Below are 25,541 nucleotides of genomic sequence, written 5' to 3'. Positions count from 1 at the left end.
CAGCACGAGAGGGCGTGCGACCGTGTGCGTCTCCCCGCCGTCGGACAGTGCGGTGAGGGCACGGACCTTGCTGCGTTCACCGAGAAGACATCCGCACGCCGTCAAAGGTTGTACCCGTGCCGGTCTCACCGCTCGACGTGCCCGCGCCTGCGGCCGGAGCCCACTCCCCCGCTTTGTCTAGACCTATTTTGTCTAGACCTCTTGCCCCGCTCGTGACCTGCGGGCTACGTTTCCCGCTGTTCGGAAGTCCTTCGCGTTTCCTTCGATTCCCTTGACGAGCAAGGCCGGAAGGAGCATGCCCGCATGCAGGACCGAAGTCTGTCCAGACGCACCGTTCTCGCCTCCGCGACCGTCGTCGCCGCGAGCGCAACGGGTGTCGTGGGCGTGGCGGCCACCCCCGCGGTCGCGCACGGGCGCGACCACCGCCTCAAGAAGATCATCTCCAGGATGAGCGTCGAGGCGAAGATCGGCCAGCTGTTCGTGCCCTACTTCTACGGCACGTCGGCGACTTCTCCCAGCCGGTTCGACCAGGACCGCAACCTCAGGGAACTCGGCGTCCGCACCGTGGCCGAGCTCATCGCCAAGTACCACATCGGCGGAGTCATCTACTTCTCCGGCTGGGCGAACAACATCAAGGACCCACGCCAGCTCGCGGATCTGACCAACGGCGTGCAGCGGGCCTCGCTCGCCCTTCCCACCCCCATACCGTCCCTGATCTCCATCGACCAGGAGCACGGGGCCAACGTCCGTATCGGCAGCGGCGCCACGCAGCTGCCGGGGGCGATGGCGCTCGGCGCGGGCCGCTCTCTCTCCGACGCACGCACCGCCGGACTGATCTCGGGCACCGAACTCGCCGCCCTGGGCATCCATCAGAACTTCGCCCCGGTCGCCGACGTCAACGTCAATCCGGCCAACCCCATCATCAACGTCCGCTCCTTCGGCGCCGACGCCCGCGCGGTCGGTCGCATGGTGGCGGCCCAGGTGACGGGTTACCAGCGGGCCGGCGTCGTGGCCTGCGCCAAGCACTTCCCGGGCCACGGGGACACCGGGGAGGACAGCCACACCGGACTGCCCGTGATCACCCACACCCGCGAGGAGTGGGACCGCATCGACGCCCCGCCCTTCAAGGCCGCGATCGCCGCCGGCGTCGACTCGATCATGACCGCGCACCTCCAGGTCCCCGCGCTCGACCCCAGCAACGAACCGGCCACCCTGTCGCCCACGATCCTCCAAGGCGTGCTGCGGGAGGAACTCGGCTTCGACGGCGTGATCGTCACCGACGCACTCAACATGCAGGGGGTGCGCACCAAGTACGGCGACGACCGTGTGCCCGTCCTCGCCCTCAAGGCGGGCGTCGACCAACTGCTGTTCCCGCCGGACATCGACGTCGCCTACAACGGCGTCCTGGCCGCCGTCCGCAGCGGAGAGATCACCGAGGACCGACTCGACGAGTCCGTCCTGCGGATCCTGCGGGTGAAGGACAAGGTCGGCCTGCTCGACGGCAGCCCGTACGTGGCTGCCAAGGGGGTCGACCGGGTCGTCGGCGCCCGCAAGCACCGCCTCGCCGCCGCTCGGATCGCCGAGCGCACCACCACCCTGCTGGTCAACGAGGACGGAGTGCTCCCGCTGCGCCGCGGGCAGAAGAAGCTGCTCGTGGTGGGCGCCAGCCCGGCCTTCCCGACCGACGACACCCGCACCACGGTGCCCGAACTGGCCAAGGCGTTCGACGAACTGGGCTACAGCACCACCCACCTCGCCACCGGCCGGGCGCCCGACCCTGCGACGATCGACGAGGCCGTCGCCGCCGCAGGGGGGCGGGACGCGGTGGTGGTCACCACCGACAACGTCGGCGCCACCAGCGCCCAGCGCACCCTGGTGGCCCGGCTGCTGGCGACAGGCGTCCCCGTCGTCCACCTCGCGGTGCGCAACCCCTACGACATCGCCCACCTCGGCGAGGTCCCGGCATCGCTGGTCTCCTACTGCTGGACCGAGGTCGAACTGCGCGCCGCCGCCCGGGTGATCGCCGGCCGGGTCGAGCCGCGCGGCAAGCTGCCCGTGCCCGTCCAGCGGGCCGACGACCCGACCAAGGTCCTCTTCCGCTCCGGGCACGGCCTGTCGTACGACGACTGACGTCCGCGCGCCCCGCGGAGCTTCCGGCCCCGGTGCCATCGAAGGAGGAGCACCGGGGCCGGCCCCCGCCGCCGGCCCTGACGGATGGGCCGCGTGGTGAGCCGGCGGTGGGACCGGCGTCAGGCACCGCTGCCGGTGCGCGCGTCCCCTCAGCGGTGCAGGAGCACCACGGCCGCGCAGACCGACGTGCCCAGCGACGCGCCCGCGAGGACCTGGAGCGGTGTGTGGACGCGCAGGTGCAGGCGCGACCAGCCGACAGCGGCGACCAGAAGGTACAGGACTGCCCAGCCCGTTCCCAGATGGAGGACGAGAAGGGTCACACTGGCGGCCGCGGAAGCGGCGTGCAGGGACACGTTGGTGGCCAGGGTGCAGGCGAGTACCAGCGCGGCCAGCAGCGGCGCCGTCCTTCCCACCGACAGCAGGTGCGCGGGGGCTCCGAGGCGGACGCAGAGCAGCCACACGCAGACACCGGCGACGGCGCTCGCGGACAGGAGCAGCAGCCGGGGACCGCGCCGGGAGGGGGTGAGCGAGGGCCAACCACCCAGACGGGCACCGAAGAGCGCCATCGCCGCACAGAGCAGGGCCCAGGTACCGCTGCCGAACAGCCCCCACAGGAGCCCGCCGGGGTGCGGCCAGGTGAGGCGCAGGCTGACCGTGGCGCCGACGGCGACCGGTAGGCACGGAGGAGCGAGGTACGCACTCAACCACCGGGCCAGCTTCGTTCGCCCACACGTCGCGATGATCATCGTCACGGTAGGTGAACGAGCAAGCCGCCACCAGGTTCGTACCTGGTGCTCTCGGGCGTATCGGCGCGCCTCCTGCGTCGTTGTGTGAGGGGTATGACGGCGAGCCAGCGAAGGAGCCCCATGGCGCCGGAAAGACGGTTGCACATCAGCGACGTGCACAAGTCCTACGGTCGACGCTCGGTGTTGCGGGGCGTCGACTTCACGGTGTCGGCGGGCAGCCTGACCGGAGTGGTGGGGGAGAACGGGTCGGGCAAGAGCACGCTGCTGAAGATCGCGGTCGGGCAGCTCACGCCGAGCCGAGGCACCGTGCGGCGTTTCAGCGCGCTGGGGTACTGCCCTCAACAGGCGGTCGTCAACGACACCCTCACGGTCGCCCAGCACCTGCGGCTGTTCCAGGTGGCCTACCGCCTCCCGGACCTGGAGCGGGCCTGGGAGCTGGTCGATCTGCTCGGTTTCGCCGACGAGCGGCGCACCCAGGTGGGCAGGCTCAGTGGCGGCACCCGGCAGAAACTCAACCTGACCCTCGCCCTCATGCACGACCCGCCGCTGCTGGTACTCGACGAGCCGTACCAGGGTTTCGACTGGGACACGCACCAGCGCTTCTGGCACCTGGCGGACCGGCTGCGCAGCCAGGGCCGCTCGGTGGTGGTCGTCTCCCACCTGCTCCACGACCTGCAGCATTTCGACATGGTCCACCAACTGCGTGACGGGCGCCTCCACCCACAGGGAGCCGCATGATGAAACATCGGTGGACCGCGTTCACCGTGGCCGTGGGGTTCACCCTGACCGGTCACTTCCGCAATCGTTTCGCGCTGCTCCTGACCGCCTTCTTCATCCCGACCTGGATCTATCTGGTCCGCGCCACCGCCCTGCAGAAGGCCGTCACGTTCGACAACAGCGCACTCGGCATCGAGGTGACCGCCTCGATGAGCCGTACGATCCAGGTCTCCAGCGCCTTGCACGCCGTCACGGTGATCGCCGGTTTCATGATGTTCATGGCCACCTTCAGCGCCCGGGACATGGACGAGCGCCTGGTGCTGGCCGGGTACCCCCGTCTGCAGCTTCTGGCCGGCCAGGTCATCGGCCTCCTCGTCGTCACTGCCGTGCTGACCTGCTACACCACCGTATTGCTGCGTCTGTCCTGGCAGTTGACCCAGCCCTGGACGGTCGCCGCCGCCGTGGCGGGGGCGAGCCTGGCCTACGGAGGGCTCGGCATCATGGCCGGATTCCTGCTGCGCGGGGAACTCGAGGGCTTCTTCGTCGTCGTCATGGCCACGCTCATCGATGTCGGCCTGCAGAGCCCTGTCTCCAACCCGGCCGGCGACCAGCGAGGGCTGAACCTCCTGCCTCTGTACGGCCCTTCGCAGGCGGCCCTGGCCGCCTCCTTCACCAGCACCCCCGCCCTCTGGTGCGCCGCGCGAGCACTTCCCTGGTTCGTCGCGACCGGTCTGCTGGCGATGCTCGTCTTCTGCCTGCGCACCCGGCACTACAGCAGACCTCACCTCGCGTCGACGCGGACCGACCCGATGGACGTGGTGTGAGTACCGGCCTGCCAGGACCGTGGCAGAGGTGGCATGCCCCCGAGCCCACGTGGACGCCCGCGCAGGTGCCCGACCTGTCCGGGCGTACGGCAGTGATCACGGGCTCCTCCCGCGGCATCGGAGCGGCGGCCGCCCAGCACCTGGCCCGCTGCGGCGCACACGTGATCATCGCCTGCCCGTCGGCCGAGGAGGGCCGCTCAGCGGCGGACGCGGTGCGCCGCCAGGTGGCCTCCGCCCGCGCGGAGAGCGTCGTGTGCGATCTGGGGGACCTGGCCCAGGTTCACGAGGCGGCCGAGCGGATCACGGCCCTCGCCGGACGGCGCCTGCATCTCCTGATCAACAATGCCGGGGTGGCCGCGCTGCCGCCCACTCGCTCCGCGGACGGCTTCGAGATGCACTTCGCGGTGAACCATATCGGTCACTTCGCGCTGACCGGCCGTCTCCTGCCCGCCCTGCTGAACACACCCCGGCCCCGGGTGGTGAACGTCTCCTCCGTGCTGCACTGGCTCGGCCGCAACGGCGCCCGGCCTCATGAACCCCAGCGGTACCACCGCTGGCAGGCCTACTTCGACTCCAAGCTGGCGGCACTGCTGTTCACTCATGGACTCGTCACGTGGGCGCGGGCCCACCGGCTTCCGCTGGGCGCCGTGACCGCCCATCCGGGCCTGGTCGACACCACCTTGGCCTCCCACGTCCTGCACACGACCGGCCGGAAGGCCGAGGCCCGACTGCTGCGCGGCCTGCAGACGCGGTGGGCCTCGCCGGCCGCAGCGGCTTGGACCCTGGTACGCGCCGCAACGGATCCCCACATCTCCGCCGGTGAGTTCCTGGGCCCGGGAGGCCGATGGGAATGCTCCGGTCCCCCCGTGCGGGTGCGCGCCGCGCGGCGGGCGAGCGACGCCCAGGCCGTCCAGCGGCTCTGGGACCTCTCCCAGGAGTTGGCCGACCATCCCTTTCGGCCACCGGCGCCGACGGCACCGAGCCCCACCACGCGCCCATGACCGTACCCGAGACCGCCACCGACAGGCTCCCGGGTCACCGGCGACAACGCTTCCTGCGCCTGGTGGGCAACAGCCGGCTGCTGCGCCGATGGGGCCCGCGGCTGCTGCCCCGACTGGACCGCCGGTTCCACCGCTGGACCCGTGGCCGCTGGATGCCCAGCAGGCTGCTGGTGCCCACCCTCGTCCTGCACACCACGCGACGCGACGGCACACCGTGCCGCACACCCCTGCTGACCGACGCAACGGCATCGGGCACCTTCACGGTCATGGCCACCAACTTCGGCCGCCCTCGTCACCCCGCCTGGTCCCACCACCTGCTGCGCAACCCGCTCGCGTCGGTGGACTGGCACGGCCGAACGATCGCGGTGCGCGCCCGCCTGTTGACCGACCAGGAACAACAGGCCACCCGGGACCGCATCCTCGCCCGGATGCCCTGCTTCGACGACTACGCCCGAGACTGCGGGCGAGCCGTCCGCGTCTTCACCCTCGTTCCCGTCGCCCCCGCCGAGGTCCGTGAGGGGCGCCGTGGAGGAAGTTCTTCCGATCCGGCCCGTCGGGACGATGCTCAGTGACGCGGCCCTCCGCCCTGCCGCCCCGCAGGCGGCGAGGCCGGTGCCCCGCCGAGCCGCGGCCCCGCGTCATTCGGAAGAAATGCGGAACTCGAACTCGGGACGGTCCCACGGCACGGCGGGCGGGTGCGCGAGCGCGGTGCCGGTGCGTACCGCGCCGACGCGGTGGTAGAAATCCTCGGCGGGAAGGTGCGACACGACCCTGACACGGTCGACTCCGGCAGCACGGGCCTCGGACTCCATGTGCGCGACAAGCAGCCGCCCGATACCCCGTCCTTGCGCCTCGTCGGCGACGAACAACAGGTCGAGCTCGGGTGGCGCGAGGACGAGCGAGTAGAACCCCAGCACCCTGCCTTCGGGGTCGTCGGTGCCGACGGCCACGAAGACGCGGTGGGCCTCGATGTAGTCGGGACCGACCCGGTAGCCCGCGACCGCGGCCGCGTACCTGCCCTCGTAGGCGGCTGAGCCACGCACGAGCCGCGTCAGCCGTCTGGCATCCCGCGCAACGGCCCTCCGGATCGTGATCGGCTGACTGACCGGGAAAGTACGTGAACCCATCGAGCAAGTATTCCGCATCGAGGAGCGCACTCCTACTCCCACCGGCCCTCTCCCCCGGTCGGATCCCGCCGGACAAGCCGCTCATCCGAACGCAGGACAAGCAGACTCCCACCCGCAACCCTTGGAGTAAATCTGTAGCGCCGAGAGTAGACATTGCCGTCGAGGGGAGTTAGTCTTCTTGCGTACCCAGAAGTCCAAGGGCGCGGCAGAGACGAACTGCCACGCACACAGCAGGAGCGGCCCCCGGGCCGCGGAGCAATACCGGATAAATCGGCAGTACAACGAGGTAAGGAGCAGAACGCCATCAGGATCGCCCGGGCGAGGAAGTAGTCCGCCCGGGTACCGCAGACCCCGGATTGGAAGGTGGTCCCCGGTCACGCATCCGCGATCCCCGCAGCCCCGCCCTCCCAGGCGGACCTGCGGACACAGAAGGTCGGCAATAATTGCCGGCAGATGGTGTTGAAAGCTCGGGGCCCGGGTGCCGGCACGGCACTCGGGCCCCTCGACGCGTCCCTTGAAAGAAGAGGCCTATGCCCCCTGGCAGTCCCCACCCCGTCGTCCCCCTCGATGACGACGACTACCCCGCCTACACCATGGGCCGGGCCGCCGACATGCTCGGCACCACCCCCGCTTTCCTCCGCGCGCTGGGTGAACACCGCCTGATCACACCCCTGCGCTCCGAAGGCGGCCACCGCCGCTACTCCCGTTACCAGCTGCGCATCGCCGCCCGCGCCCGCGAGCTCGTCGACTCCGGCACGGCCATCGAAGCCGCCTGTCGCATCATCATCCTCGAAGACCAACTCGAAGAAGCCCAGCGCATCAACCAGGAACTCCGCACCACCCACCACGCCCGTCAACAGCCGAAGACCCCTACTTCCTGAGCGTGACGGTCGGCCTGTGTGTCCAGCCAGTGCCGACTCTCGCACCGCCCCCCGAGACACGCCGTACCCGGCAGTTCCTGACTGCCGGGCCGTGGCTCCCACCGCGGGACCGCCGCCTCGTCGGGGCCGTCGCCCGTCGGCTTCCGGCGCCTCAGGGGCGGGGCTGACGGGGTTCCAACACCTCCAGGGCACCGGTCACGGTGTCGTAGCTGCGCAGGGTGGTGAGCCGGACCGCCAGCGGTGGCGCCGGCAGCAGTTCGGGGATTCGCCGGCCTGCGAAGGCACCTGCCCGCCTGGTGCGGCCGAGGGTGACGTGCGGGCTCCAGCGCCCCGGTGCGTGGAACGGGCTGAGCGTCTCGGGCGTGCTGTCCGAGGCCACCGCCTCCCACACCCGGCGGTGCAGGCCGGCCAGCGCGGAGTCGAGGTCCAGCGCCCAGGCCAGCACGGAGGTCGGCCGCTCGAAGCGGACCACTCCGGTGAACCGCACCGGCAGCGGCAGGGCGGCGGCCACCTCGGCGAGCTCCCAGCGGATCGGGGCGGTCAGCTCCGGACAGGCTGCCAGGGTGAGGTGCGGGCTGTTGGTCGGGGAGCGATGGCGCGCCTGGCTGGGCAGCCCCGCGTCCGCGAGCCGCCGCCAGGCCTCCCGGACCGCCAGCTCCGCCGTCTCGTCCAACAGAAGCTCGACCGTACGCACCGCCGCATCCTACGGCGAGGGCAGGACGACCAGCGGCGTCGCATCGATCGAAAGGGGCACGGGCAGGTGAACCGCTGACGCTCCACACGGCCCCGGTCCCGCCGCGACCGTCTCCGGTGCCTGCGGGCCGGAGCGCGATCGCAGCCGTGGACGGCCGGCTCCCCCGGTTCACCCCGTGCCGCGCGCAGCGGGACGCCGCACCACCAGCCGCTCCACCTCGTAGGACAACTCGGTGACGTCGTCCTCAGGTGCAGGGTGGTAGCGGCCCGCGCAGACGGAGAGGTTCACGATGAGACTGGCGTGCCAGCGGCTCCCCACTCCTCGGCCGTCCGCGTACACCCGCCGTCCGTTCAACGACCAGACCACACTGTCCCGGCCGAACCGCACGGCGATGTCCACACGGCCCCCCGGGCGGACGGCCTCGTCGCGCACGTAGGCCTGGCCCCGGCGCACGTGGTTGGTGAGCTCCAGCAGGTCGGGGTTGTCGGGGTGGTACTCGAAGACGTCCACCTCATTGCCACCGTCACGCCAGGTCCAGATCGCGGGCCAGGCCCCCAGGCCGGTGGGGAGCCTGACGGTCGCCTCCAGGCGGTCGCCGGTGCGGACCATGAAGCCGTCGGCGCTCTCCTCCGTGGTCAGCAGGCCCGCGTCCCACAGCCCGTCCGGGCGCCGCGTGGCACGGAAGCGGCCGGTGCGGCTGTAGGCGGGATCGGAGGTCAGATGATCCAGCTTGTTGTCGTCCGGATTGACGGGGCCACCGTCGGGATAGGCCCACGAGCGGCCCGCCACCCATTGCCGGTCACTGGAGAAGTCTGCCGTGAACACCACATCCGTCATCGGCGGCCTCCTGAGGTCCGGGCGCCGGAATGGTCGTACGGGCCATCGTCCCCGTGAGTCACGCCGGGCATGCGCCAGGGCGGGGAAGGGAGCCCGGCTTTCACCCTGGTGAGTGACGCCCGGCCTGTCGTGCGGTGCCGGTCGTGTCATGCGGTGTTGCCGGGCGGAGGGCGGAGGCCGGGTTGCCGTCGGCCGAAACCGCCGGCGGTGGACCCCCGTTCAGCCGGGCTGACGCGCCCGCTGCGGGGCCTGACGGCGTGCGTACGCCGCCCAGTCCACGATCTGCACCGCCGCGCCGGCGGCCTCCTCGCCCCGGCAGTGGGCGTGGTGCCTGCGGGCGATGCCGTCCAGGTCGAGGTGGGTACCGAAGGCGGGGTGCGCGGTCAGGCGCTGTGCGTACGCCCACAGACGGGGGTGGACGGTGATGCGGTGCACGGCGGCGGCGTCCAGGTGGTGGCGGTGCACCAGGTCCAGCTGCACCAGTGTCACCCACAAGTGCAAGTCGGCGACCGTGACTTCGTCACCCAGCAGGCGCTCCCGGGAAGCGAGCCGCGACTCCAGCACGTCCAGCGTGCGCAGGAGGGTGGCCAGGGCGGTGTCGCGTGCCGCCGAGTCCCCTCCGGACTCGCCGGCGCGCTGGGCGGCCCGGGTGATGCCCCGCTCGCAGAGCCGGGCGACGGCCTCGATCGCCTCCGCGGCGCCGCGCGGGTGGAGATCAGGGCCACGGCCACCGAACTGCCGGGCGAGGTCCCGCAGAATGTCGGGAGTATGGGTGCTGACGATCCTGCCGGTCCAGTCGTCGCTGAGGACCGGCGCCACCGCCGGGCCGGGATGCTGGTGAGAGCTGGCCTCGTACAGCGGGCGCAACGCGAGATACCCGCCGTCCGGGGCGTCGGGCACGGCGGGCAGCAGCGTCACGGGGAGGATGTCGTCGAGGCCGAGCAGGCTGTGTGCGACGGCGATCCGCAGACAGTGCGGACAGGACGGCGAGAGGTGGAGCCGGTAGCGGTGCGGCGCAGCGTAGTAGCCGCTCCGCGGATCGCAGCCGATCCTGCTCCGGAAGGACGGCACGGACGTCAGGGATGAGGCGGGCATACGTCTCCCTCGAAGTGCTCGGTCACAGGCACGGACGGATACGGCGCGCGACGGCTGCGGCGCGGCCGAGCGGTAGGTGCACCGGAGGGTCAGGCGGGGGCGGGACCACCGGCTTGCGAGGAACTCGCCGCACTGCACACACGTACGAGGTCGATGTGGCGGCGGGATGTCAGCAGGGGCAGCGGCCGGACGGCGACGCGGACAGCGTCGCTGTCGAGGTCCAGCACAGCACCGACCATGCTTGTCTACCGTTCCACTAGGAATCCCGTAAAGGAGTGTCAGGCCGCGGCCGGGCCCCGTCAAGAGCCCGCCGGCCTCTCAGAGTGTGAGACCTTCCCTACTTTTCCCATGGACTTACTAGGGAAACCTTGACGGCGTTCACCGGGGGTGCGCAGGATGATGAACATGTCCCGTAAGCAGCAACGACTCGTTCGTCGTCGGCATGTCGACTTTGGTCACGTCGTCAGTGCCGCCTGCTGTCACGCGTAAAGCACGCGACTCACGCATTCACCCATGTCGCTCCGCTCACGCCTTCCCAGGCGATCGGGCGAGGTCACCCACAACGCCTGACGGCCGCACACACTTCCGAGGGACAACCGCCATGACCACGGCACTTCCGGCCCGGACCACCCCGCACGACCCGTCCCCCTCCCCCGCCCCCCGTCTTCACCTGGTGGGCGACACCGCGCGGCGAGGCACCCAGGGACCTACTCCCCCGCCGCTCGTCGGCTACCTCGTACTCGTCCCGGAGGGCACCGATCCCGCCGAGCTCTTCGTCAAGGACGGGCCACGGCCCGAGATCCGGCCGGTCAGCGTCGAGGTCTCGCCCCCTGACCGGTGGGTGGGAGACGACGCCGTCCGCATCGACACGGCGCGGCACGTCGCCGAGGTGGACGGACGCGAACTCGACCTCACCTACCTGGAGTTCGAGTTGCTGGCGCATCTCGTCCAGCACCCCCACCACGTGCATTCACGCGATGGGCTGGTGGGCGCCGTCTGGGGCTACGACCACGTCGGTGACGGCCGCACGGTCGACGTCCACATCGCCCGCCTGCGCCGCAAGCTCGGCGAGGCTCACCGGCACCGGATCGTCACCGTTCGGCGCATGGGCTACAAGTACGTGCCCGACCAGCAGGAGAGCCCCGACGCCGCGCTGTGCGGCCGACCTTGAGGAGTCGACTTCCATGGGCCTTGCGTCCGCGCCACCCCTCTCCACCCCGCCGTCCGACCGCAGCGGACCCGGCCGGGCTCACTGGCTGCGCGTGGCCCGTGAGGTGGCGGACGACCTGGCCACGGACGCGGTGGCCAGGGAGCAGGCGGGCAAGGCCCCGTTCGACGAGGTGTCCCGGCTGCGCGAGGCGGGGTTACTGACGTTCCTGATGCCGACCGGGTCCCAGGAAGCCGGACCGGACCGGCTGACGGCGTACGCCGTCGTCCGGGAGATCGCCGCGGCCGACGGCGCGATCGGTCAGCTGCTGGGCTCTCACTACTTCCTTTCATGGAGCGTCCGGTTCTTCGCGGGGCCCGCTCTCGCCGCGCGGATCGAGGAGCGGTCCGCGGCCGAGGAGTGGTGCTGGGGCGGCGGTTTCGCGCGTCAGGAGCCGCCCCTGGTACTGGCCAGGACCTCCAAGGGCCTGGTGCTCAACGGCCGGCAGAGCTACACCTCCGGGGTCCAGGTCGCCGACCGTCTCGCCGTGCGCGGCGTGCGGGAGGACACGGGTGAGCCACTCGCCGTCGTAGTGGATCCCGGCCGTCGCGGTGTGGTGATCGACGGCGACGCCGACCCCTTCGGCCAGCGGCTCGCGGCCGGCGGCAGCGTGGAGTTCGACGACGTGCCGGTGGGGGCCGAGGACGTGCTCGGCACCCTGTCCGCGGACGAGGACCTGCTGTCGCCTCGGGCCGCCCTGGCCTCTCCGGTCGGGCGTCTGTTCTCCGCCCAGCTCCTTCTCGGCATGGCTGAGGGAGTGCTCGCCGAAGCCCGTGAGTACAGCAGGACCGGCCACGCGGCCGGGCACCCCTCCTGGCCGGTCGGTACCCCGCACGACCCGCAGGTACAGACCGCCTACGGAGAACTCACCGTCCTCACCCGCTCCGCGTCGGCGCTCACCGCTCAGGCGCTGGAAGCGGTGCGCGACGGGCTGGAGCGCGACGAGAACCTCACCTACGACGAGTGCGCGGACATCTCCGCCCTCGTGGCCATGGCCGAAAGCGCCGCGGCCCGGGCAGCGCAGGAGTCCACGATCCGCGCCCTCGACGTCATCGGCGCCCGCTCCACCTCCACGCGGCTGGGCTTCGACCGGTTCTGGCGCAATACCCGCGCACACACCCTGTACGAGCCCGTCTCGCATCGGCTCCGCGATGTCGGACACTACTTCCTCAGCGGCGCTCACCCTCCGTTCGTCCTGCCCGCCTGATCCGGAGGCGGACATGCGGGCCGGGGAGACCGGATCGCGCCGTCCCGCTCATGCCCGAGCCGGCCGGTCCCGCTGCCAGGGTCCCCGGCCACGGGGGTGATCAGCCGACCCCGGGGCCGGCAGCGGGGGCCACGGCGGGACCGGCCGACCGGGGCGACGACGCCTCCCCCGCACCCCCGCCGCGGCCCGCCCCGCGGCGGTCGCCGACCGATGCGTACGGGATAATGCACACATGCGGATCTCAGCCAGAGCGGACTACGCGGTACGTGCTGCACTGCAGCTCGCCGCTTCACGGGACGACGGGCCGCTGAAGGCGGAGGCCATCGCCGACGCCCAGGACATTCCGCACAAGTTCCTCGAAGGCATCCTGAACGACATGCGCCGGGGCGGTCTCGTACTCAGCCAACGCGGCGGCAACGGCGGCTACCGGCTGGCCAAGCCCGCCGAGTCGATCAGCATCGCCGACGTCATCCGCACGGTGGAGGGCCCCCTCGTCTCGGTGCGCGGGGTCCGCCCGCCCGAGCTGTCCTACACCGGACCCGCCGAATCCCTGCTCCCGCTGTGGATCGCGTTGCGGTCCAATGTGCGCGAGATCCTCGAGGGCGTGTCGCTCGCCGACGTCGCATCGGCCCAACTGCCGGCCAACGTCACCGCACTGACCGACGCCCCCAACGCCTGGGTGAATCCCTGACGCACGTGACCGCCGAACGGTGCACGTCCCAAAGAGCGAGATAGTCACGTCCATCATATGAACACCCCCTTGGGGTGGACGCCTCCTTCTGCCACGATCCCTATCAGCCAGGTAGGAAAGATAGGGATCGGAGGGTGGCCATGAGCGCGCGCACTTGCGCAGACCTGCCGCTCCCCCTGCTGACCTCCCGCCGCCACATCGACCTCGGCCGCACGTCCAGCGCCATCTGTCGGCCCGCCTGAGGCCGTCGGCGGACCATTCGCCGGTCTCCGGCGTCACGCGCCTGTGGCCCTCCCCGTACACCTCCGCTCCCGGCCCCGCCGCGGCGTTCCAGCCGTCGAGGGCCGGCGAGCGGAGCGCAAGAGCACGCCCATGTGCTTGCGCCTCCCGCTTCGGCTTCTGCCTGATCAACCCATTCCCCGAGAGGACACCTCCGTGTCTGCTGCAAGACCGCTCACCGCAGTGCGCACCATCGCCGTCGCGGCAGCGCTCCCCCTCCTGCTCACCGCCTGCGGCTACGGCTCCGACGCCGCCGACGACGACAAGCGCACCGAGGTGGCGGCGGATGCCAAGAAGCTCTCCGCCGACGAGGTGAAGATCGGCTACTTCCCCAACCTCACGCACGCCACCGCTCTGGTGGGCGTCCAGGAGGGCCTTCTCCAGAAGGAGCTCGGCGGCACCAGGATCAAGGCCTCGACCTTCAACGCCGGCCCCTCCGAGATCGAGGCGCTCAACGCCGGCTCCATCGACATCGGCTGGATCGGCCCTTCTCCCGCCATCAACGGCTACACCAAGTCGGACGGCAAGAACCTGCGCATCATCAGCGGTTCCGCCTCCGGTGGCGTGAAGCTCGTGGTCGATCCCGACAAGATCAAGTCCCTGGACGACGTCAAGGGCAAGAAGATCGCCACGCCTCAGCTCGGCAACACCCAGGACGTCGCGTTCCTCAACTGGATCGCCGAGAAGGGCTGGAAGGTCGACGCGGAGAGCGGCAAGGGCGACGTCTCCGTCGTCCGCACGGACAACAAGATCACCCCGGACGCCTACAAGTCCGGTTCCATCGACGGCGCCTGGGTTCCGGAGCCGACCGCTTCCAAGCTGGTCGCCGAGGGCGCGAAGGTCCTCCTCGACGAGGCCGACCTGTGGCCGGACAAGAAGTTCGTGATCACGAACATCATCGTGCGGCAGGAATTCCTCAAGGACCACCCGGACGTCGTCGAGGCGGTGCTGCGCGGCTCGGTGAAGACCAACGAGTGGATCAACGCCAACCCGGAGAAGTCGAAGGCCTCCGCCAACGCGGCACTGAAGACGGAGTCGGGCAAGGCCCTGCCCGCCGAGGTCATCGACCCCGCGTGGAAGTCCATCACCTTCCTCGACGACCCGCTGGCCTCCACCCTCAACACCGAGGCGGAGCACGCGGTGAAGGCCGGTCTGCTGGAGAAGCCCGATCTGACGGGCATCTACGACCTCGCACCGCTCAACAAGGTCCTCAAGGCCGAGGGCAGGGACGAGGTCGACGACGCCGGTCTCGGCGCCGAGTAGCCGAACCGCAGACGACGACAACGCCCCGCTGAGTACCCAGGAGGTGACGACCATGGCCACGACCACGACCCTCGCCAAGGCCGACGAGGGCACCGCGGCGGTCACGCACGCCGCCCGTATCGAGCACGTCTCGAAGTCCTTCCCCGCTCCGGGCACGTCCGGCGGGCAGCAACTCGTGCTGGACGACATCACGCTCGATGTCGCCCCGGGCGAGTTCGTCACCCTCCTGGGCGCCTCCGGCTGCGGCAAGTCCACCCTGCTCAACCTGGTCGCGGGACTTGACCTGCCGTCCGCCGGCTCCATCGGCACGGACGGCCGGCCTGCCCTGATGTTCCAGGAACACGCCCTGTTCCCCTGGCTCACCGCGGGCAAGAACATCGAACTCGCGCTGAAGCTGCGCGGCGTCGCCAAGCCGGAGCGCCGCGCCGAGGCGGAACGGCTGCTGGAACTCGTACGGCTGCAGGGCGCGCACGGCAAGCGGGTGCACGAACTGTCCGGCGGTATGCGCCAGCGCGTGGCACTGGCCCGGGCGCTGGCCCAGGACAGCCGCGTGCTGCTGATGGACGAACCGTTCGCGGCGCTGGACGCCATCACCCGTGACGTGCTGCACGACGAACTGACCCGTATCTGGCACGAGACGGGACTGTCGGTGCTGTTCGTCACACACAACGTGCGCGAGGCGGTGAAGCTGGCGCAGCGGGTGGTGCTGCTGTCCTCACGGCCGGGGCGGATCGCCCGGGAATGGACCGTCGGCATTCCGCAGCCGCGCCGCATCGAGGACAGCGCGGTCGCCGAACTGTCCGCCGAGATCACCGAAGAACTGCGCAAGGAGATCCGCCGCCATGGCCAGCACTGACACCGGCGTCGACGCCCGGAAGGACGGCTCATCGGCCGCCGGGGAATCCCAGGACGTACCAGACGCGCAGGATCTGGCGGGGCTGGAGGCCGGCCTCGACGCGCTGGACTCCGTACAGGTCGACCGTCCACCGCTGCGCGCGACCTTGGTCCACAAGGTACTGCCGCCCATCAGCGCCATCGCACTGGTCCTGGTGATCTGGCAACTGCTGGTCTGGGCCGAGATCGCCCCCGACTACAAGCTGCCCTCGCCGTCCGCGGTGTGGGACGAGGTGGCCGACGCCTGGCGGCAGGGCACGCTGCTCGACTACATCTGGACGTCCGTCTCGCGCGGCCTGCTCGGCTTCCTGATGGCCCTCGCCATCGGCACTCCGCTGGGCCTGCTGGTCGCCCGCGTGAAATTCGTCAGGGCGGCCGTCGGCCCCATCCTGTCCGGTCTGCAGTCGCTGCCATCGGTGGCCTGGGTGCCGCCCGCCGTGCTCTGGCTGGGTCTGAACAACTCGATGATGTACGCCGTGATCCTGCTCGGCGCCGTTCCCTCCATCGCCAACGGACTCGTCGCGGGCATCGACCAGATCCCCCCTCTGTTCCTGCGCGCCGGACGGACCCTGGGCGCGACCGGCCTGCGGGGCGCCTGGCACATCGTGATGCCCGGCGCACTCCCCGGCTATCTCGCGGGGCTGAAGCAGGGCTGGGCGTTCTCCTGGCGCTCGCTGATGGCCGCCGAGATCATCGCCTCCTCGCCCGATCTCGGCGTCGGACTCGGGCAGTTGCTGGAGAACGGACGGAACAACGCCAGCATCTCGCAGGTGTTCCTGGCCATCTTCCTGATCCTTCTCGTCGGCATCGCCATCGACCTGCTCATCTTCAGCCCGCTGGAGCGCCGGGTGCTGCGGGGGCGCGGGCTGCTGGTCACACGCTGAACGAACAGCGGAGGCACCTCTACTGCCCGTTGCCCGTGCCTCGGCTTGTCCGCGACGGCCAGGACGGCGAAGCGGTTCCGTCAGGGCTCACGGGTCCCCTTCGGTCTCGGCGACGGCGCGTTCACGGACGTCCCGCGCCGGCGAACGCCACCTGCGCGGGAGGGGCCGCCCGGTCGGCCGGAGGGGCGCTGCCGGAGCCCTGTGGCTGCCGCCACCGTGCGGGGCGAGCATGCGCCGCTGCCCCTGGACTCGCTGCGCGCCGGCCCGGCCCGGACCGAGGCCACGGTCTGCGGGTCGAAGCCGGAGCAGGGCCTCGGCTGCTCGGACCCGGATCGCCAGTCCAGCAGCCCGGACGCCGGGAGCCGCTCCGCCTCGGCGTCGCCGGCGATCACGTGGGCGGCGCTCATCCCGTGGCCGCCAGTACGGTCGTGCGGCCGCCCAGGGCGGCGGAGAACCGGTCCGTGACCTGTTCCAGGGCCTCCGCCGAGCCGGGCGCGACGGACAGGGTGCCGTCGTCGCCCGCCGTGATGTCCTTGTCGAGAGTGAACCAGCCGGGGACGATGTGCGTGGCGCCCATGCAGCTGAGCACGGGGCGCAACGCGTAGTCGATGGCCAGCACGTGGGCGGTGGAGCCTCCGGTGGCCAGCGGGAGGACCGTCTTGCCGACCAGTGCGTACTGCGGGAGCAGGTCGAGCAGCGACTTCAGCAGCCCGGAGTAGGCGGCCTTGTAGACGGGGGTGCCCACCACGACCCCGTCCGCCCGCTCGACCAGCGCCGCCGCCTGGACGATCGCCGGGTGCCGGAAGCCCGCGCCGAGCAGGGCGTCGGCGGGCAGGTCGCGGACGTCGAGGGGGATCACCTCGTGCCCCTGAGCGATGAGCCGCTGGTCCAGGTGGCGCAGGAGGCGTGCGGTGCGGGAGGTGGCGGAGGGGCTGCCGGAGACGGACAGGATCGTGGCCATGGCGGGGACCTTTCAGGAGTACCGGGTGGGCTGCGGCAGTTCGCCGGTCAGGACGGGGCGGCCGACCTCGCGGCGCTTGTGGGCGACCGGCGCGTGGAGCGTGTGGGTGCGGACGTCGCGCCAGAAGCGGTCGAGGCCTTCTGCGGAGGCGGTGGGGCGGTTCGGTGACCGCGTCGGGATCGCCGTGCAGCTCCTGGCCCTCGGCGGCCACGGCGTCGGGGACCCACTGGAGCGGCGGACGTGTTCGTGCGCAACGCCGGTGCCCACCGCGCGGCTTCGAGCCGCTGAGCGCGGGAGACCGCGGGCGGAGCCCGCGGCCGTCACCGGGCGTGCGCCTTGGTGGCCGGACCCACGGCGGTCACCGGGCGTGGGCCTCCGCCGCCGCGGAGCGTGCCGGTCCCGGCGCGGCGGATTCCCGGCCCGGCGCCCCGGGGGCGTGGCCCCGGCGACGCCACTCCTCCGCGAGCAGCTCGTAGGAGCGGACCCGGTCCGCGTGTCCGTGTGTGATCGTCGTGATCAGCAACTCGTCGGCTCCGGTGGCACCCTGGAGTTGCTCCAGCTGGTCGGCGACCCGGCCCGGTGAGCCCACGAAGCGGGTCTCGACGCGGTCCCGCACGAGCTCGTGGTCCTCGTCGCTCCACGCGTGAGCGCGCGCCTGGTGGGGGGTCGGGTACTCGATGGCGCCCTCGGCGGTGCGGATGCTGCGCACCCACAGGCCGTAGCCGGTGGCCAGTTCCCGGGCGGTCGCGTCGTCCTCGGCGACGACGACGTCCGCGGAGACGCTGACGTAGGGCCGGTCGAGGAACGCGGAGGGCTTGAAGCGGGAGCGGTAGCCGTCCACCGCCTCCAGGACCGTGGCCGGGCTGACGTGGTAGTTCGCGGCGAACCGCAGCCCGCGGGCGCCCGCGACCTCGGCGCTCTGGCCGCCGCTGCTGCCCAGGATCCACACGTCGACGTCGGCGCCCTCGCCCGGCACCGCGTGCGCCTCGACACCGTCCGCGGAGCGGTAGGTGCCGGCCAGCAGGGCGAGGATGTCGTCGATCTGCTCGGCGTAGTCCTGGGCCTCGGCGTTCGGCAGCAGGAGCAGCTTGCGCTGCAGGGCGACGCGCGGCGAGCCGAGCAGGTGCGCGAAGGAGAAGCGGGGCGGGATGAGCAGGCCGTTCGGGGCCCGGCCGGCGGTGGCCGGGGTGGCCCCGGGGACGGTCGCGCTCTCCCCCGGCGGGCGCCCGCCGGAGCGTCCCAGGCCCAGGTCGAGGCGGCCGGGGTGCAGGGCGTCGATCAGGCCGAACTCCTCGACGGTGGACAGGGCGGTGCGGTGCCCGAGCTGGACAGCGCCCGAGCCGAGCCGGATCGTGGTGGTGGCCGCGGCGGTCAGGGCCAGGACGACGGCTGGGGACGTGCCCGCCACGCCCGGGTTGAGGTGGTGTTCGGCGACCCAGTAGCGCGCGTAGCCCAGTCGCTCGGCGTGCCGGGCGAGGTCGATGGAGTGGTGCAGGGCGTCCGCCGCCGTGGATCCGGAGGAGATGGGGACCAGGTCGAGGATGCCGAGGGGGATGTCAGGCATGGGCCAGCCCTTCTTCTGTACGAGCGGTCGGTGTTGCCGGCAGTACCGGGGCCCACGCGAACGGCGGGTCCGGAATGTCCTGGCGCAGCACGGGGGCCACCGCCGACTGGAACAGTTCCAGCGAGTGGCGGTGCTGCGCGTCGGTGAGGCCGCCCGCGTCCGCGGGGACGTGGAGCGCGGTGTGCCCGAACCGCTCGTGGTAGCGGTGCACCTTGTCGATGACCTGTTCGGGGCTGCCGATGAGGGCGGAGCTGCGCTCGGCGAAGTCCTCCAGGGTCTCGAAGACCACGGGCAGTCCGGTCTGCCGGGCGAAGGCGAGATTGGCCTCGAACACCGGCCGGTAGGCGGCGAGCGCCTGCTGGGAGGTGGGCGCCACGTGGATGCCCGCCGTGCCGGCGCCGACCGCGATGCGGGCCGGGTCGTGACCGTAGTGCTCCCAGCGTTCACGGTAGTGGCGGATCAGCTCGGCGTACGGCTCGATGGGATGGGTGACGTTCGCCGAGAACAGCGGGTCGCCGTAGCGGGCGGCGAGGTCGACCGACTCCTTGCTGGTCGCGCTGCCGTGCCAGACCCGCACGGGCCGCTGGTACGGGCGCGGCCAGACCTCGGCGTCCGTCAGCGGCGGGCGGAAGCGGGTGGCCGCGGTCACCTTGTCCTGGCGCCAGAGCCGCCGGAAGACCTCGTAGCTCTCGGCGTTGCGGTCCCACTGGTCCTCCCCCGTGACGTGGAAGAGCTCGCGCTGGGCGGTGCCGTTCCCCTTGCCGATGATCAGGTCCAGCCGGCCATCGGAGAGGTGGTCCAGGGTGGCGTAGTCCTCGTAGGCGCGCACCGGGTCGAGCAGGCTCAGAGTGGTCACGGCGGTGAAGAGCCGGATGCGCCGGGTGAGCGCCGCGACGTGGCTGAGCACGACGGTCGGGGAGGAGGAGAGGAACGGCCGCTCGTGCCGCTCCCCGACACCGAAGCCGTCGAAGCCCAGCTCCTCGGCGAGCAGGGCGTTGTCGAGGACCTCCCGGAAGCGGTCGTGGGTGGGCTTGCGCACTCCGGTGACGGGGTCGGGGCGGTGCGCGATGAGGGTGATGGCGAGGAACTTCACGACGCGACCCGCTCGGCGCGGACGTGGTCCGGGTGGGTCAGGCCGAGGTGGTCGCGCAGGGTCGTGCCCTCGTACTCCGTGCGGTACACGCCCCGTTCCTGAAGCAGCGGGACGACCTTGTCGGCGAACTCGTCGAGGCCGGTCGGGGTGAGGTGCGGGACGAGGATGAAGCCGTCGCTCGCGTCGGCCTGGACGAAGGCGTCGATGGTCCGGGCGATGGTGGCCGGGGAGCCGACGAAGTTCTGCCGGTTGCCGGTGTGGATGACCAGGTCGCGGATGGACCACTTGTTGGCCGCGGCCAGGTCGCGCCACTCACGGGCGGTGGCCAGCGGGTCCCGGTACATCCGGACCTGGGCGCGGCCCTGGGAGACGTGGTCCTGGCCGATGTCCGGGTCGACGTCGGGAAGCGGTCCGTCCGGGTCGTACGCGGACAGGTCCCGGTTCCAGACGAACTCCAGGTGTCTGAGGGCCGTGGCACCGCTGACCTGCTGCCGGCGCACCTCGCGGGCGAGTTCCTCGGCCTCGGCGTCGGTGTCGGCGAGGGCGAAGGTCGCCGCGGGCAGGACGAGGAGCTGGTCGCGGCCTCGGCCGTACTTGGCCAGGCGGCTCTTGACGTCGGTGTAGAAGGCCCGGCCCGCTTCGAGGGTGCCGTGGCGGCTGAAGATGGCGTCCGCTTCGGCCGCGGCGAACTCACGGCCCTCGTCGGAGTCGCCGGCCTGGAAGACGACGGGGCGGCCCTGCGGGGACCGCGGGACGTTGAACCGGCCGTGGATGTCGAAGTGCCGGCCGGTGTGTACAAAGGCCCCGGCCTTGGCGTCCGACAGGAACCGGCCGGTCTCCTGGTCGGCGAGGATCTCGTCGCCGTGCCAGGAGTCGAAGAGTTCGTTGGCCGTGGCCAGGAACTCCTCGGCGCGGGAGTAGCGCTCCTCCTGGGGCAGGAATCCGCCGCGGCGGAAGTTCTCGCCGGTGAAGGCGTCCCAGGAGGTGACGACGTTCCAGGCCGCGCGGCCGCCGGAGAGGTGGTCGAGGCTCGCGAACTGGCGGGCCACCTCGTAGGGCTCGTTGAAGGTGGAGTTGATGGTGCCGGTCAGGCCCAGGTGTTCGGTGACGGCGGCGAGCGCGGCGAGGACGGTGAAGGTGTCCGGGCGTCCGACGACGTCCAGGTCGTAGATCTCTCCGTGCTGTTCGCGCAGCCGGAGGCCTTCGGCGAGGAAGAGGAAGTCGAACTTGGCGCGTTCGGCGGTTCGGGCGAAGTGCGTGAAGGAGCTGAACTCTATGTGGCTGCCTGCCCGCGGGTCGCTCCAGACGGTGGTGTTGTTGACGCCGGGGAAGTGGGCGGCCAGGTGGATCTGCTTCAGGGGCTCGGTCATGGGTCCGGGGTCCTTCCGGCTCAGGCGGCGGCGTAGCGGTTGGCGGGGCGGGCCAGGCCCAGCAGGCCGCGCAGGGTGCCGGCCTCGTAGGCGCGGCGGAAGGCACCCCGGCGCTGCAGCTCGGGGACCAGACCGCGGGTGATCGCCGGCAGGTCGTGGGCCGCGACGGCCGGTCGCAGCCGGAACCCGGACAGCCCCGCGTCGCGCCACTCCTGGAGCAGGTCGGCGAGTTGGGAGGGCGTGCCGGTGAAGTGGGGCGCGTCGCCGGTGTACGGCTGTCCGGCGAGCGCGTCGAGCCGTTCCCGGCGTGCCCGGGCGGTGGCCGGGTCGTCGTCGAGGAAGACGACGAGGTCGCCGAAGACGTGCAGGGGCTCGGACGCCCGGCCGGCGGTGTCCTGCTCGGCGCGGATCCGGCCGACGACGGCGCTGGCCTCGTCGGCGTCGTGGGGCGTGACGTAGCCGACGTCGGCGGCCCGGGCCACGAGCCGGTACGGGACGGTGTCGTGGGCGAGGGCGCTGACGATCGGCTGGCCCTGTGGCGGGCGGGGCGTGATGGAGGGTCCCCGGACGCTGAATCGCCTGCCTTCGAAATCGATGGGGTGCAGCTTGTCCCGGTCGATGAAGCGGCCGGTGGCGGCGTCCCGGATCTCGGCGTCGTCCTCCCAGCTGTCCCAGAGGCGGCGCACGACCTCGACGTGGTCGGCGGCCTCGTCGAACAGGTCGGTCACCGTGGCCAGGGCGTCGGGGCTGTCGTAGGCCTCGATACGCCGGACGGTGCGGCGGCCGAAGTGGGCGGCCTCGTTCGGGCGTGCGGTGATCTGCACCCTGAGGCCCGCGCGGCCGTTGCTGACGTGGTCGAGGGTGGCGATCGCCTTGGAGATGTGGAAGGGCTCGGTGTGGGTGGCGACGACCGTCGGCACGAGGCCGATGTGGCGGGTCAGCGGGGCGACGCGGGAGGCGATGAGGACGGCGTCGAGGCGGCCGCGGACCTGGTCGGTGCGCTCGTCCGGGTCGAAGGCGTGGGAGGACTGGGGGCCGAGGCCGTCCTCGAAGGTGACGAAGTCGAGCAGTCCGCGCTCGGCCTCGGTGACGAGGCCCGCCCAGTAGGCGGCGGTGAACAGGTCCCGGGGCCGGGCGTCCGGCTCGCGCCAGGAGGCGGGGTGCCAGCCGGTGCCGTCCAGGGCGACGGCGAGGTGCAGGGGTGACGGTGTTGCCGATGACATGAAGGGGCCTTCCTGCGAGGGGCGTGCCTACTGGTTGGTCCTGGGCAGGCCCGGCGGGTTGATCCGGGACTCGGTGACGGTCTCGTCGGACAGGCCCCAGCGCTGGAGCACCTTCGCGTACGTGCCGTTGTCGATGACGTGGTTGAGCGCGGCGGCGAGCGGCTCGACCAGGCCGCTGTCCTTCTTCGTGGTGGCGGCGATGAGGCCCTGGAGGGTGGCGCCGGCCCCGGAGTAGGTACCGACGACCTCGGTCTTCCCGGTGGTGGCCGCGTGGTAGGCGGCGGTCGGGTTGGGGCCCAGGTAGAGGTCGATGCGGCCGGACTGGAGGGCGAGGTAGGTGTCGCTGTCGTTCTGGTAGTACTTGATGTCCACCGGTTCGCGGCCGGCCTTCTCGTTCTCCTTGCTCCATTCGACGAGGAGCTTCTCCTGGTTGGTGCCGCTGCTGACCGCGACCGTCCTGCCCGCCAGGTCCTCGGGTCCGGCGACCTCCAGGCCGCTGCCCTTCTTCGCCTCGAAGCCCAGGTTGTCCTCGCGGTAGGTGGCGAAGTCGTACTTCTCCTTGCGCTCCTCGGTGACGGTGATGTTGCTCAGGCCCGCGTCGTACTTGCCGCTGTCGAGACCGACGAAGATGTTCTCCCAGGAGACGGTGTGGAGGCGGGGCTTCAGTCCGAGCACGTCGGCGACGAGGTGGGCGAGGTCCGGTTCCACGCCGATGACGGTCTTGTTGTCGGTGGCGTGGAAGGTGAGCGGGGCGGCGGAGCCGGAGGAGGCGACGAGCTCGAGCGTGCCTCTCTTGCGGATCCGCTCCGGGACCTCGGCGGCGATCGAGTCGACCTTGGCGGTCGTGACGCGGTTCTGGTCCGGGCTGATGTTGATCCGGGTCGTGGTCTTGCCGCCAGGTGTGGCCGCGACCTCGGTCGTGCCGCCGTCGGTGGGATTGGCGCAGCCGGCGAGGACGAGGGCGGTGGCGAGTCCGGCGGCTGCCGCGGTGGTGCGGCGGACGGTGGGGGTGGTGGCCATGGCAGTGCTCCTTGCGTGCGGGAGGGGCGGGGGGTCAGAGGACCTTGGAGAGGAAGGCGCGGGTGCGCTCGTGCCGCGGGGTGTCGAGGACGGCCGAGGGCGGGCCCTGTTCCACGACGAGGCCGTCGTCCATGAAGACCACGGTGTCGGCGACCTCGCGGGCGAAGCCGATCTCGTGGGTGACGACGATCATGGTGGTGCCGGTGCGGGCCAGGTCCTTGATGACGTCGAGGACCTCGCCGACCAGTTCGGGGTCGAGTGCCGAGGTGGGCTCGTCGAAGAGCAGCACCTTCGGTTCGAGGGCGAGCGCACGGGCGATGGCCACGCGCTGCTGCTGGCCTCCGGAGAGCTGGCGCGGGTAGGCGCCGGCCTTGTCGGCGAGGCCGACCCGCTCCAGGAGCCGGCGGCCCGTCTCCTCCGCCTCCTTGCGCGGGCGGCGCAGGGCGGAGACCGGTGCCTCGACGAGGTTGTCCAGCACGGTGAGGTGGGGGAAGAGGTTGAAGTTCTGGAAGACGAACCCGATGTGGGTGCGCTGCTTCAGGACTTCCCTCTCCTTCAGTTCGTGCAGCCGGTTTCCCGAGCGGCGGTAGCCGATGAGTTCGCCGTCGATGCTGATCAGGCCGCGGTCGACCTTCTCCAGGTGGTTGATGGTGCGCAGCAGCGTGGACTTGCCGGAGCCGGACGGGCCGAGGACCACGGTGACCTCGCCGGCGCGGACCCGCAGGTCGACGCCGCGCAGCACCTCCAGCGGGCCGAAGCTCTTGTGGACGCCGTGGACGTCCACCATGACCTCGCTCATCGGCTCTCTCCTACGGGTCCGAGTGTCTTCAGCGGCACGACGGGGCGGTCGCGCCGGGCGGCCGCCGCGCGCAGGCCTCGCGCGAAGCGCCGGGCGCGCTGGATGGGGGTCGGTGGCGGGGTGCGGTCGGCTCCCCTGGCGTAGCGGCGTTCCACGTAGTACTGGGCGACCGACAGCAGGGAGGTCAGCACCACGTACCAGGCGGTGGCGACGAGCAGCAGCGGGATCACCCGGCCGTTGCGGCCGTAGATGACCTGCACCTGGTAGAACAGCTCGCCGATGGACATCACGTAGACCACCGAGGTGCCCTTGAGCAGGCCGATGATCTCGTTGCCGGCCGTGGGCAGGATGGCGCGCATGGCCTGGGGCAGCACGATGCGCCGGATCTGCCGGAGTCGCGGGATGCCCAGCGCGGCGGCGGCCTCCAGCTGCCCGTGGTCGACGGAGATGACGCCGCCGCGGACGATCTCGGCGGCGTACGCGGCCTGATGCAGTGTCAGACCGATGATCGCGGCGCCGATGGTGCCGATGAGGCTGTTGCTGTCGACCGACCAGAACACCGGACCGAAGGGGACGCCGATGCCCAGCTCCTGGTACAGGGCGCTCAGGTTGAACCAGAACACCAGCTGCACGATCATCGGGATCGAGCGGAAGATCCAGATGTACGTCCAGGCGACGGTCTGCAGCACGGGACTGCGGGACAGCCGCATGAAGGCGAGCACGGTGCCCAGGAGGAAGCCGAGAACGGTGGCGTAGGCGGTGAGCTGGAGGGTCACCCACACCGCCTGCACGATGGTCTCGGACAGGACGTAGTCGCGGAAGACGCCCCATTCCCATACGGGGTTGGTGGCGAGGCCGTGCACGAACTGGGCGACCAGCACGACCACGGCGGCAGCCGCGACCCAGCGGGCGTAGTGGCGGGCGGGGACGACCGTGAGGGAGGCCGGATCGTCCGGGGCGGGCGGAGCTTGGGGGCGGGTGCCCGCGGGGGCCGCCCCGGAGGGTGCGGCGTCGGTGGTGGATGCCATGGTGGG

At 71.4% G+C, this 25,541-nt stretch carries 26 protein-coding genes and 1 pseudogene; 13 read left to right on the top strand and 14 right to left on the bottom strand.

Going from position 1 to position 25,541, the window contains the following annotated elements; translation table 11 throughout:
• Window positions 1-303: 303 nt before the first annotated feature.
• Window positions 304-2,130: a glycoside hydrolase family 3 protein gene (locus SAM23877_RS34290; RefSeq protein ID WP_053141655.1), complete on the top strand. Its 1,827-nt coding sequence runs from the start codon at window positions 304-306 to the stop codon at window positions 2,128-2,130.
• Window positions 2,131-2,279: 149 nt separating this feature from the next.
• Here the strand turns inward: SAM23877_RS34290 and SAM23877_RS34285 are convergent, their stop codons facing one another.
• Window positions 2,280-2,834 (bottom strand): phosphatase PAP2 family protein, encoded by a 555-nt coding sequence (locus tag SAM23877_RS34285; protein WP_053141654.1) that lies wholly within the window; start codon window positions 2,832-2,834, stop codon window positions 2,280-2,282.
• Window positions 2,835-2,996: 162 nt separating this feature from the next.
• Between SAM23877_RS34285 and SAM23877_RS34280 the strand changes: the two genes are divergently transcribed.
• The 4 genes from SAM23877_RS34280 to SAM23877_RS34265 all read left to right on the top strand — a co-directional run bounded on the left by SAM23877_RS34280 (window position 2,997) and on the right by SAM23877_RS34265 (window position 5,990).
• Complete coding sequence (locus SAM23877_RS34280) at window positions 2,997-3,614, top strand: ABC transporter ATP-binding protein (RefSeq protein ID WP_053141650.1); 618 nt, start codon at window positions 2,997-2,999, stop codon at window positions 3,612-3,614.
• Complete coding sequence (locus SAM23877_RS39805) at window positions 3,611-4,417, top strand: hypothetical protein (protein WP_159042036.1); 807 nt, start codon at window positions 3,611-3,613, stop codon at window positions 4,415-4,417. The genes SAM23877_RS34280 and SAM23877_RS39805 overlap by 4 nt, the downstream gene beginning before the upstream one ends.
• Before the next feature lie 65 nt (window positions 4,418-4,482).
• On the top strand, window positions 4,483-5,418 hold the full coding sequence (locus SAM23877_RS39800; protein ID WP_159042035.1) for an SDR family NAD(P)-dependent oxidoreductase: 936 nt from the start codon (window positions 4,483-4,485) through the stop codon (window positions 5,416-5,418).
• Window positions 5,415-5,990: a nitroreductase/quinone reductase family protein gene (locus SAM23877_RS34265; protein ID WP_053141645.1), complete on the top strand. Its 576-nt coding sequence runs from the start codon at window positions 5,415-5,417 to the stop codon at window positions 5,988-5,990. Before SAM23877_RS39800 ends, SAM23877_RS34265 begins: the two co-directional genes overlap by 4 nt.
• Window positions 5,991-6,056: 66 nt before the next feature.
• Here the strand turns inward: SAM23877_RS34265 and SAM23877_RS34260 are convergent, their stop codons facing one another.
• Entirely contained in the window at window positions 6,057-6,545 is a 489-nt protein-coding gene (locus tag SAM23877_RS34260; protein ID WP_107291926.1) for a GNAT family N-acetyltransferase, read from the bottom strand.
• Between the two features lie 530 nt (window positions 6,546-7,075).
• On the opposite strand from SAM23877_RS34260, the gene SAM23877_RS34255 reads away from it, so the two are divergent.
• Complete coding sequence (locus tag SAM23877_RS34255; protein WP_053141643.1) at window positions 7,076-7,426, top strand: MerR family transcriptional regulator; 351 nt, start codon at window positions 7,076-7,078, stop codon at window positions 7,424-7,426.
• A 151-nt stretch (window positions 7,427-7,577) separates the two neighbouring features.
• On the opposite strand, the gene SAM23877_RS34250 is transcribed toward SAM23877_RS34255, so the two are convergent.
• The 3 genes from SAM23877_RS34250 to SAM23877_RS34240 all read right to left on the bottom strand — a co-directional run bounded on the left by SAM23877_RS34250 (window position 7,578) and on the right by SAM23877_RS34240 (window position 10,052).
• Window positions 7,578-8,120: a 2'-5' RNA ligase family protein gene (locus SAM23877_RS34250; protein WP_053141640.1), complete on the bottom strand. Its 543-nt coding sequence runs from the start codon at window positions 8,118-8,120 to the stop codon at window positions 7,578-7,580.
• A 168-nt stretch (window positions 8,121-8,288) separates the two neighbouring features.
• On the bottom strand, window positions 8,289-8,957 hold the full coding sequence (locus SAM23877_RS34245) for a LamG domain-containing protein (RefSeq protein WP_053141638.1): 669 nt from the start codon (window positions 8,955-8,957) through the stop codon (window positions 8,289-8,291).
• Window positions 8,958-9,176: 219 nt separating this feature from the next.
• A complete protein-coding gene (locus SAM23877_RS34240; protein ID WP_053141636.1) occupies window positions 9,177-10,052 on the bottom strand; it encodes a glutathione S-transferase C-terminal domain-containing protein in 876 nt (291 codons plus the stop codon).
• A 601-nt stretch (window positions 10,053-10,653) separates the two neighbouring features.
• Between SAM23877_RS34240 and SAM23877_RS34235 the strand changes: the two genes are divergently transcribed.
• From SAM23877_RS34235 to SAM23877_RS34210, 7 genes are all read left to right on the top strand, one after another.
• On the top strand, window positions 10,654-11,223 hold the full coding sequence (locus SAM23877_RS34235; RefSeq protein WP_053141634.1) for a winged helix-turn-helix domain-containing protein: 570 nt from the start codon (window positions 10,654-10,656) through the stop codon (window positions 11,221-11,223).
• Between the two features lie 13 nt (window positions 11,224-11,236).
• The gene (locus SAM23877_RS34230) at window positions 11,237-12,466 is read left to right on the top strand and encodes an acyl-CoA dehydrogenase family protein (protein ID WP_053141633.1); all 1,230 of its coding nucleotides are present in this window, start codon (window positions 11,237-11,239) and stop codon (window positions 12,464-12,466) included.
• Window positions 12,467-12,698: 232 nt separating this feature from the next.
• A complete protein-coding gene (locus tag SAM23877_RS34225) occupies window positions 12,699-13,157 on the top strand; it encodes an RrF2 family transcriptional regulator (protein WP_053141631.1) in 459 nt (152 codons plus the stop codon).
• A gap of 140 nt (window positions 13,158-13,297) precedes the next feature.
• The gene (locus tag SAM23877_RS41970) at window positions 13,298-13,399 is read left to right on the top strand and encodes a putative leader peptide (protein WP_335341086.1); all 102 of its coding nucleotides are present in this window, start codon (window positions 13,298-13,300) and stop codon (window positions 13,397-13,399) included.
• Between the two features lie 193 nt (window positions 13,400-13,592).
• On the top strand, window positions 13,593-14,699 hold the full coding sequence (locus SAM23877_RS34220) for an aliphatic sulfonate ABC transporter substrate-binding protein (protein WP_053141629.1): 1,107 nt from the start codon (window positions 13,593-13,595) through the stop codon (window positions 14,697-14,699).
• A 52-nt stretch (window positions 14,700-14,751) separates the two neighbouring features.
• Window positions 14,752-15,555 (top strand): ABC transporter ATP-binding protein, encoded by an 804-nt coding sequence (locus SAM23877_RS34215; protein WP_053141627.1) that lies wholly within the window; start codon window positions 14,752-14,754, stop codon window positions 15,553-15,555.
• Window positions 15,542-16,477 carry an ABC transporter permease gene (locus tag SAM23877_RS34210; protein WP_053141625.1) on the top strand — a complete coding sequence of 312 codons (936 nt, stop codon included), beginning with the start codon at window positions 15,542-15,544 and terminating at the stop codon, window positions 16,475-16,477. Before SAM23877_RS34215 ends, SAM23877_RS34210 begins: the two co-directional genes overlap by 14 nt.
• A gap of 403 nt (window positions 16,478-16,880) precedes the next feature.
• On the opposite strand, the gene ssuE is transcribed toward SAM23877_RS34210, so the two are convergent.
• From ssuE to SAM23877_RS34165, 9 genes and pseudogenes are all read right to left on the bottom strand, one after another.
• A complete protein-coding gene (ssuE, locus tag SAM23877_RS34205) occupies window positions 16,881-17,438 on the bottom strand; it encodes an NADPH-dependent FMN reductase (RefSeq protein ID WP_053141623.1) in 558 nt (185 codons plus the stop codon).
• A 12-nt stretch (window positions 17,439-17,450) separates the two neighbouring features.
• Window positions 17,451-17,655, bottom strand: a pseudogene (locus SAM23877_RS34200) (acyl-CoA dehydrogenase family protein); the annotation flags it as partial.
• Between the two features lie 141 nt (window positions 17,656-17,796).
• A complete protein-coding gene (locus SAM23877_RS34195; protein ID WP_053141619.1) occupies window positions 17,797-19,002 on the bottom strand; it encodes an LLM class flavin-dependent oxidoreductase in 1,206 nt (401 codons plus the stop codon).
• The gene (locus SAM23877_RS34190) at window positions 18,995-20,095 is read right to left on the bottom strand and encodes an LLM class flavin-dependent oxidoreductase (RefSeq protein WP_053141617.1); all 1,101 of its coding nucleotides are present in this window, start codon (window positions 20,093-20,095) and stop codon (window positions 18,995-18,997) included. Before SAM23877_RS34190 ends, SAM23877_RS34195 begins: the two co-directional genes overlap by 8 nt.
• On the bottom strand, window positions 20,092-21,465 hold the full coding sequence (locus tag SAM23877_RS34185) for an NtaA/DmoA family FMN-dependent monooxygenase (protein WP_053141615.1): 1,374 nt from the start codon (window positions 21,463-21,465) through the stop codon (window positions 20,092-20,094). The genes SAM23877_RS34190 and SAM23877_RS34185 overlap by 4 nt, the downstream gene beginning before the upstream one ends.
• A 20-nt stretch (window positions 21,466-21,485) precedes the next feature.
• On the bottom strand, window positions 21,486-22,688 hold the full coding sequence (locus tag SAM23877_RS34180) for an LLM class flavin-dependent oxidoreductase (RefSeq protein WP_053141613.1): 1,203 nt from the start codon (window positions 22,686-22,688) through the stop codon (window positions 21,486-21,488).
• A 27-nt stretch (window positions 22,689-22,715) separates the two neighbouring features.
• A complete protein-coding gene (locus SAM23877_RS34175; RefSeq protein ID WP_053141608.1) occupies window positions 22,716-23,708 on the bottom strand; it encodes an ABC transporter substrate-binding protein in 993 nt (330 codons plus the stop codon).
• 34 nt (window positions 23,709-23,742) lie between these two features.
• The gene (locus SAM23877_RS34170) at window positions 23,743-24,507 is read right to left on the bottom strand and encodes an amino acid ABC transporter ATP-binding protein (RefSeq protein ID WP_053141606.1); all 765 of its coding nucleotides are present in this window, start codon (window positions 24,505-24,507) and stop codon (window positions 23,743-23,745) included.
• Entirely contained in the window at window positions 24,504-25,535 is a 1,032-nt protein-coding gene (locus tag SAM23877_RS34165) for an amino acid ABC transporter permease (protein ID WP_053141604.1), read from the bottom strand. Before SAM23877_RS34165 ends, SAM23877_RS34170 begins: the two co-directional genes overlap by 4 nt.
• Between the last annotated feature and the right edge of the window lie 6 nt (window positions 25,536-25,541).

Source organism: Streptomyces ambofaciens ATCC 23877, from assembly GCF_001267885.1.
Lineage (GTDB): Bacteria > Actinomycetota > Actinomycetes > Streptomycetales > Streptomycetaceae > Streptomyces > Streptomyces ambofaciens.
Note: the sequence above shows the minus strand (reverse complement) of the source record. Positions and strands in the feature narration are given on the sequence as shown.

Bases quoted from the DNA above. Each gene is read 5' to 3' on its own strand.
- SAM23877_RS34240 (WP_053141636.1), bottom strand. From the start codon at position 10,052: ATGCCCGCCTCATCCCTGACGTCCGTGCCGTCCTTCCGGAGCAGGATC.
- SAM23877_RS34170 (WP_053141606.1), bottom strand. From the start codon at position 24,507: ATGAGCGAGGTCATGGTGGACGTCCACGGCGTCCACAAGAGCTTCGGC.
- SAM23877_RS34175 (WP_053141608.1), bottom strand. From the start codon at position 23,708: ATGGCCACCACCCCCACCGTCCGCCGCACCACCGCGGCAGCCGCCGGA.
- SAM23877_RS34215 (WP_053141627.1), top strand. From the start codon at position 14,752: ATGGCCACGACCACGACCCTCGCCAAGGCCGACGAGGGCACCGCGGCG.
- SAM23877_RS34290 (WP_053141655.1), top strand. From the start codon at position 304: ATGCAGGACCGAAGTCTGTCCAGACGCACCGTTCTCGCCTCCGCGACC.
- SAM23877_RS34255 (WP_053141643.1), top strand. From the start codon at position 7,076: ATGCCCCCTGGCAGTCCCCACCCCGTCGTCCCCCTCGATGACGACGAC.
- SAM23877_RS34260 (WP_107291926.1), bottom strand. From the start codon at position 6,545: ATGGGTTCACGTACTTTCCCGGTCAGTCAGCCGATCACGATCCGGAGG.
- ssuE (WP_053141623.1), bottom strand. From the start codon at position 17,438: ATGGCCACGATCCTGTCCGTCTCCGGCAGCCCCTCCGCCACCTCCCGC.
- SAM23877_RS34245 (WP_053141638.1), bottom strand. From the start codon at position 8,957: ATGACGGATGTGGTGTTCACGGCAGACTTCTCCAGTGACCGGCAATGG.
- SAM23877_RS34265 (WP_053141645.1), top strand. From the start codon at position 5,415: ATGACCGTACCCGAGACCGCCACCGACAGGCTCCCGGGTCACCGGCGA.
- SAM23877_RS34195 (WP_053141619.1), bottom strand. From the start codon at position 19,002: ATGCCTGACATCCCCCTCGGCATCCTCGACCTGGTCCCCATCTCCTCC.
- SAM23877_RS34230 (WP_053141633.1), top strand. From the start codon at position 11,237: ATGGGCCTTGCGTCCGCGCCACCCCTCTCCACCCCGCCGTCCGACCGC.
- SAM23877_RS41970 (WP_335341086.1), top strand. From the start codon at position 13,298: ATGAGCGCGCGCACTTGCGCAGACCTGCCGCTCCCCCTGCTGACCTCC.
- SAM23877_RS34165 (WP_053141604.1), bottom strand. From the start codon at position 25,535: ATGGCATCCACCACCGACGCCGCACCCTCCGGGGCGGCCCCCGCGGGC.
- SAM23877_RS34210 (WP_053141625.1), top strand. From the start codon at position 15,542: ATGGCCAGCACTGACACCGGCGTCGACGCCCGGAAGGACGGCTCATCG.
- SAM23877_RS34225 (WP_053141631.1), top strand. From the start codon at position 12,699: ATGCGGATCTCAGCCAGAGCGGACTACGCGGTACGTGCTGCACTGCAG.
- SAM23877_RS34235 (WP_053141634.1), top strand. From the start codon at position 10,654: ATGACCACGGCACTTCCGGCCCGGACCACCCCGCACGACCCGTCCCCC.
- SAM23877_RS34180 (WP_053141613.1), bottom strand. From the start codon at position 22,688: ATGTCATCGGCAACACCGTCACCCCTGCACCTCGCCGTCGCCCTGGAC.
- SAM23877_RS34185 (WP_053141615.1), bottom strand. From the start codon at position 21,465: ATGACCGAGCCCCTGAAGCAGATCCACCTGGCCGCCCACTTCCCCGGC.
- SAM23877_RS39805 (WP_159042036.1), top strand. From the start codon at position 3,611: ATGATGAAACATCGGTGGACCGCGTTCACCGTGGCCGTGGGGTTCACC.
- SAM23877_RS34280 (WP_053141650.1), top strand. From the start codon at position 2,997: ATGGCGCCGGAAAGACGGTTGCACATCAGCGACGTGCACAAGTCCTAC.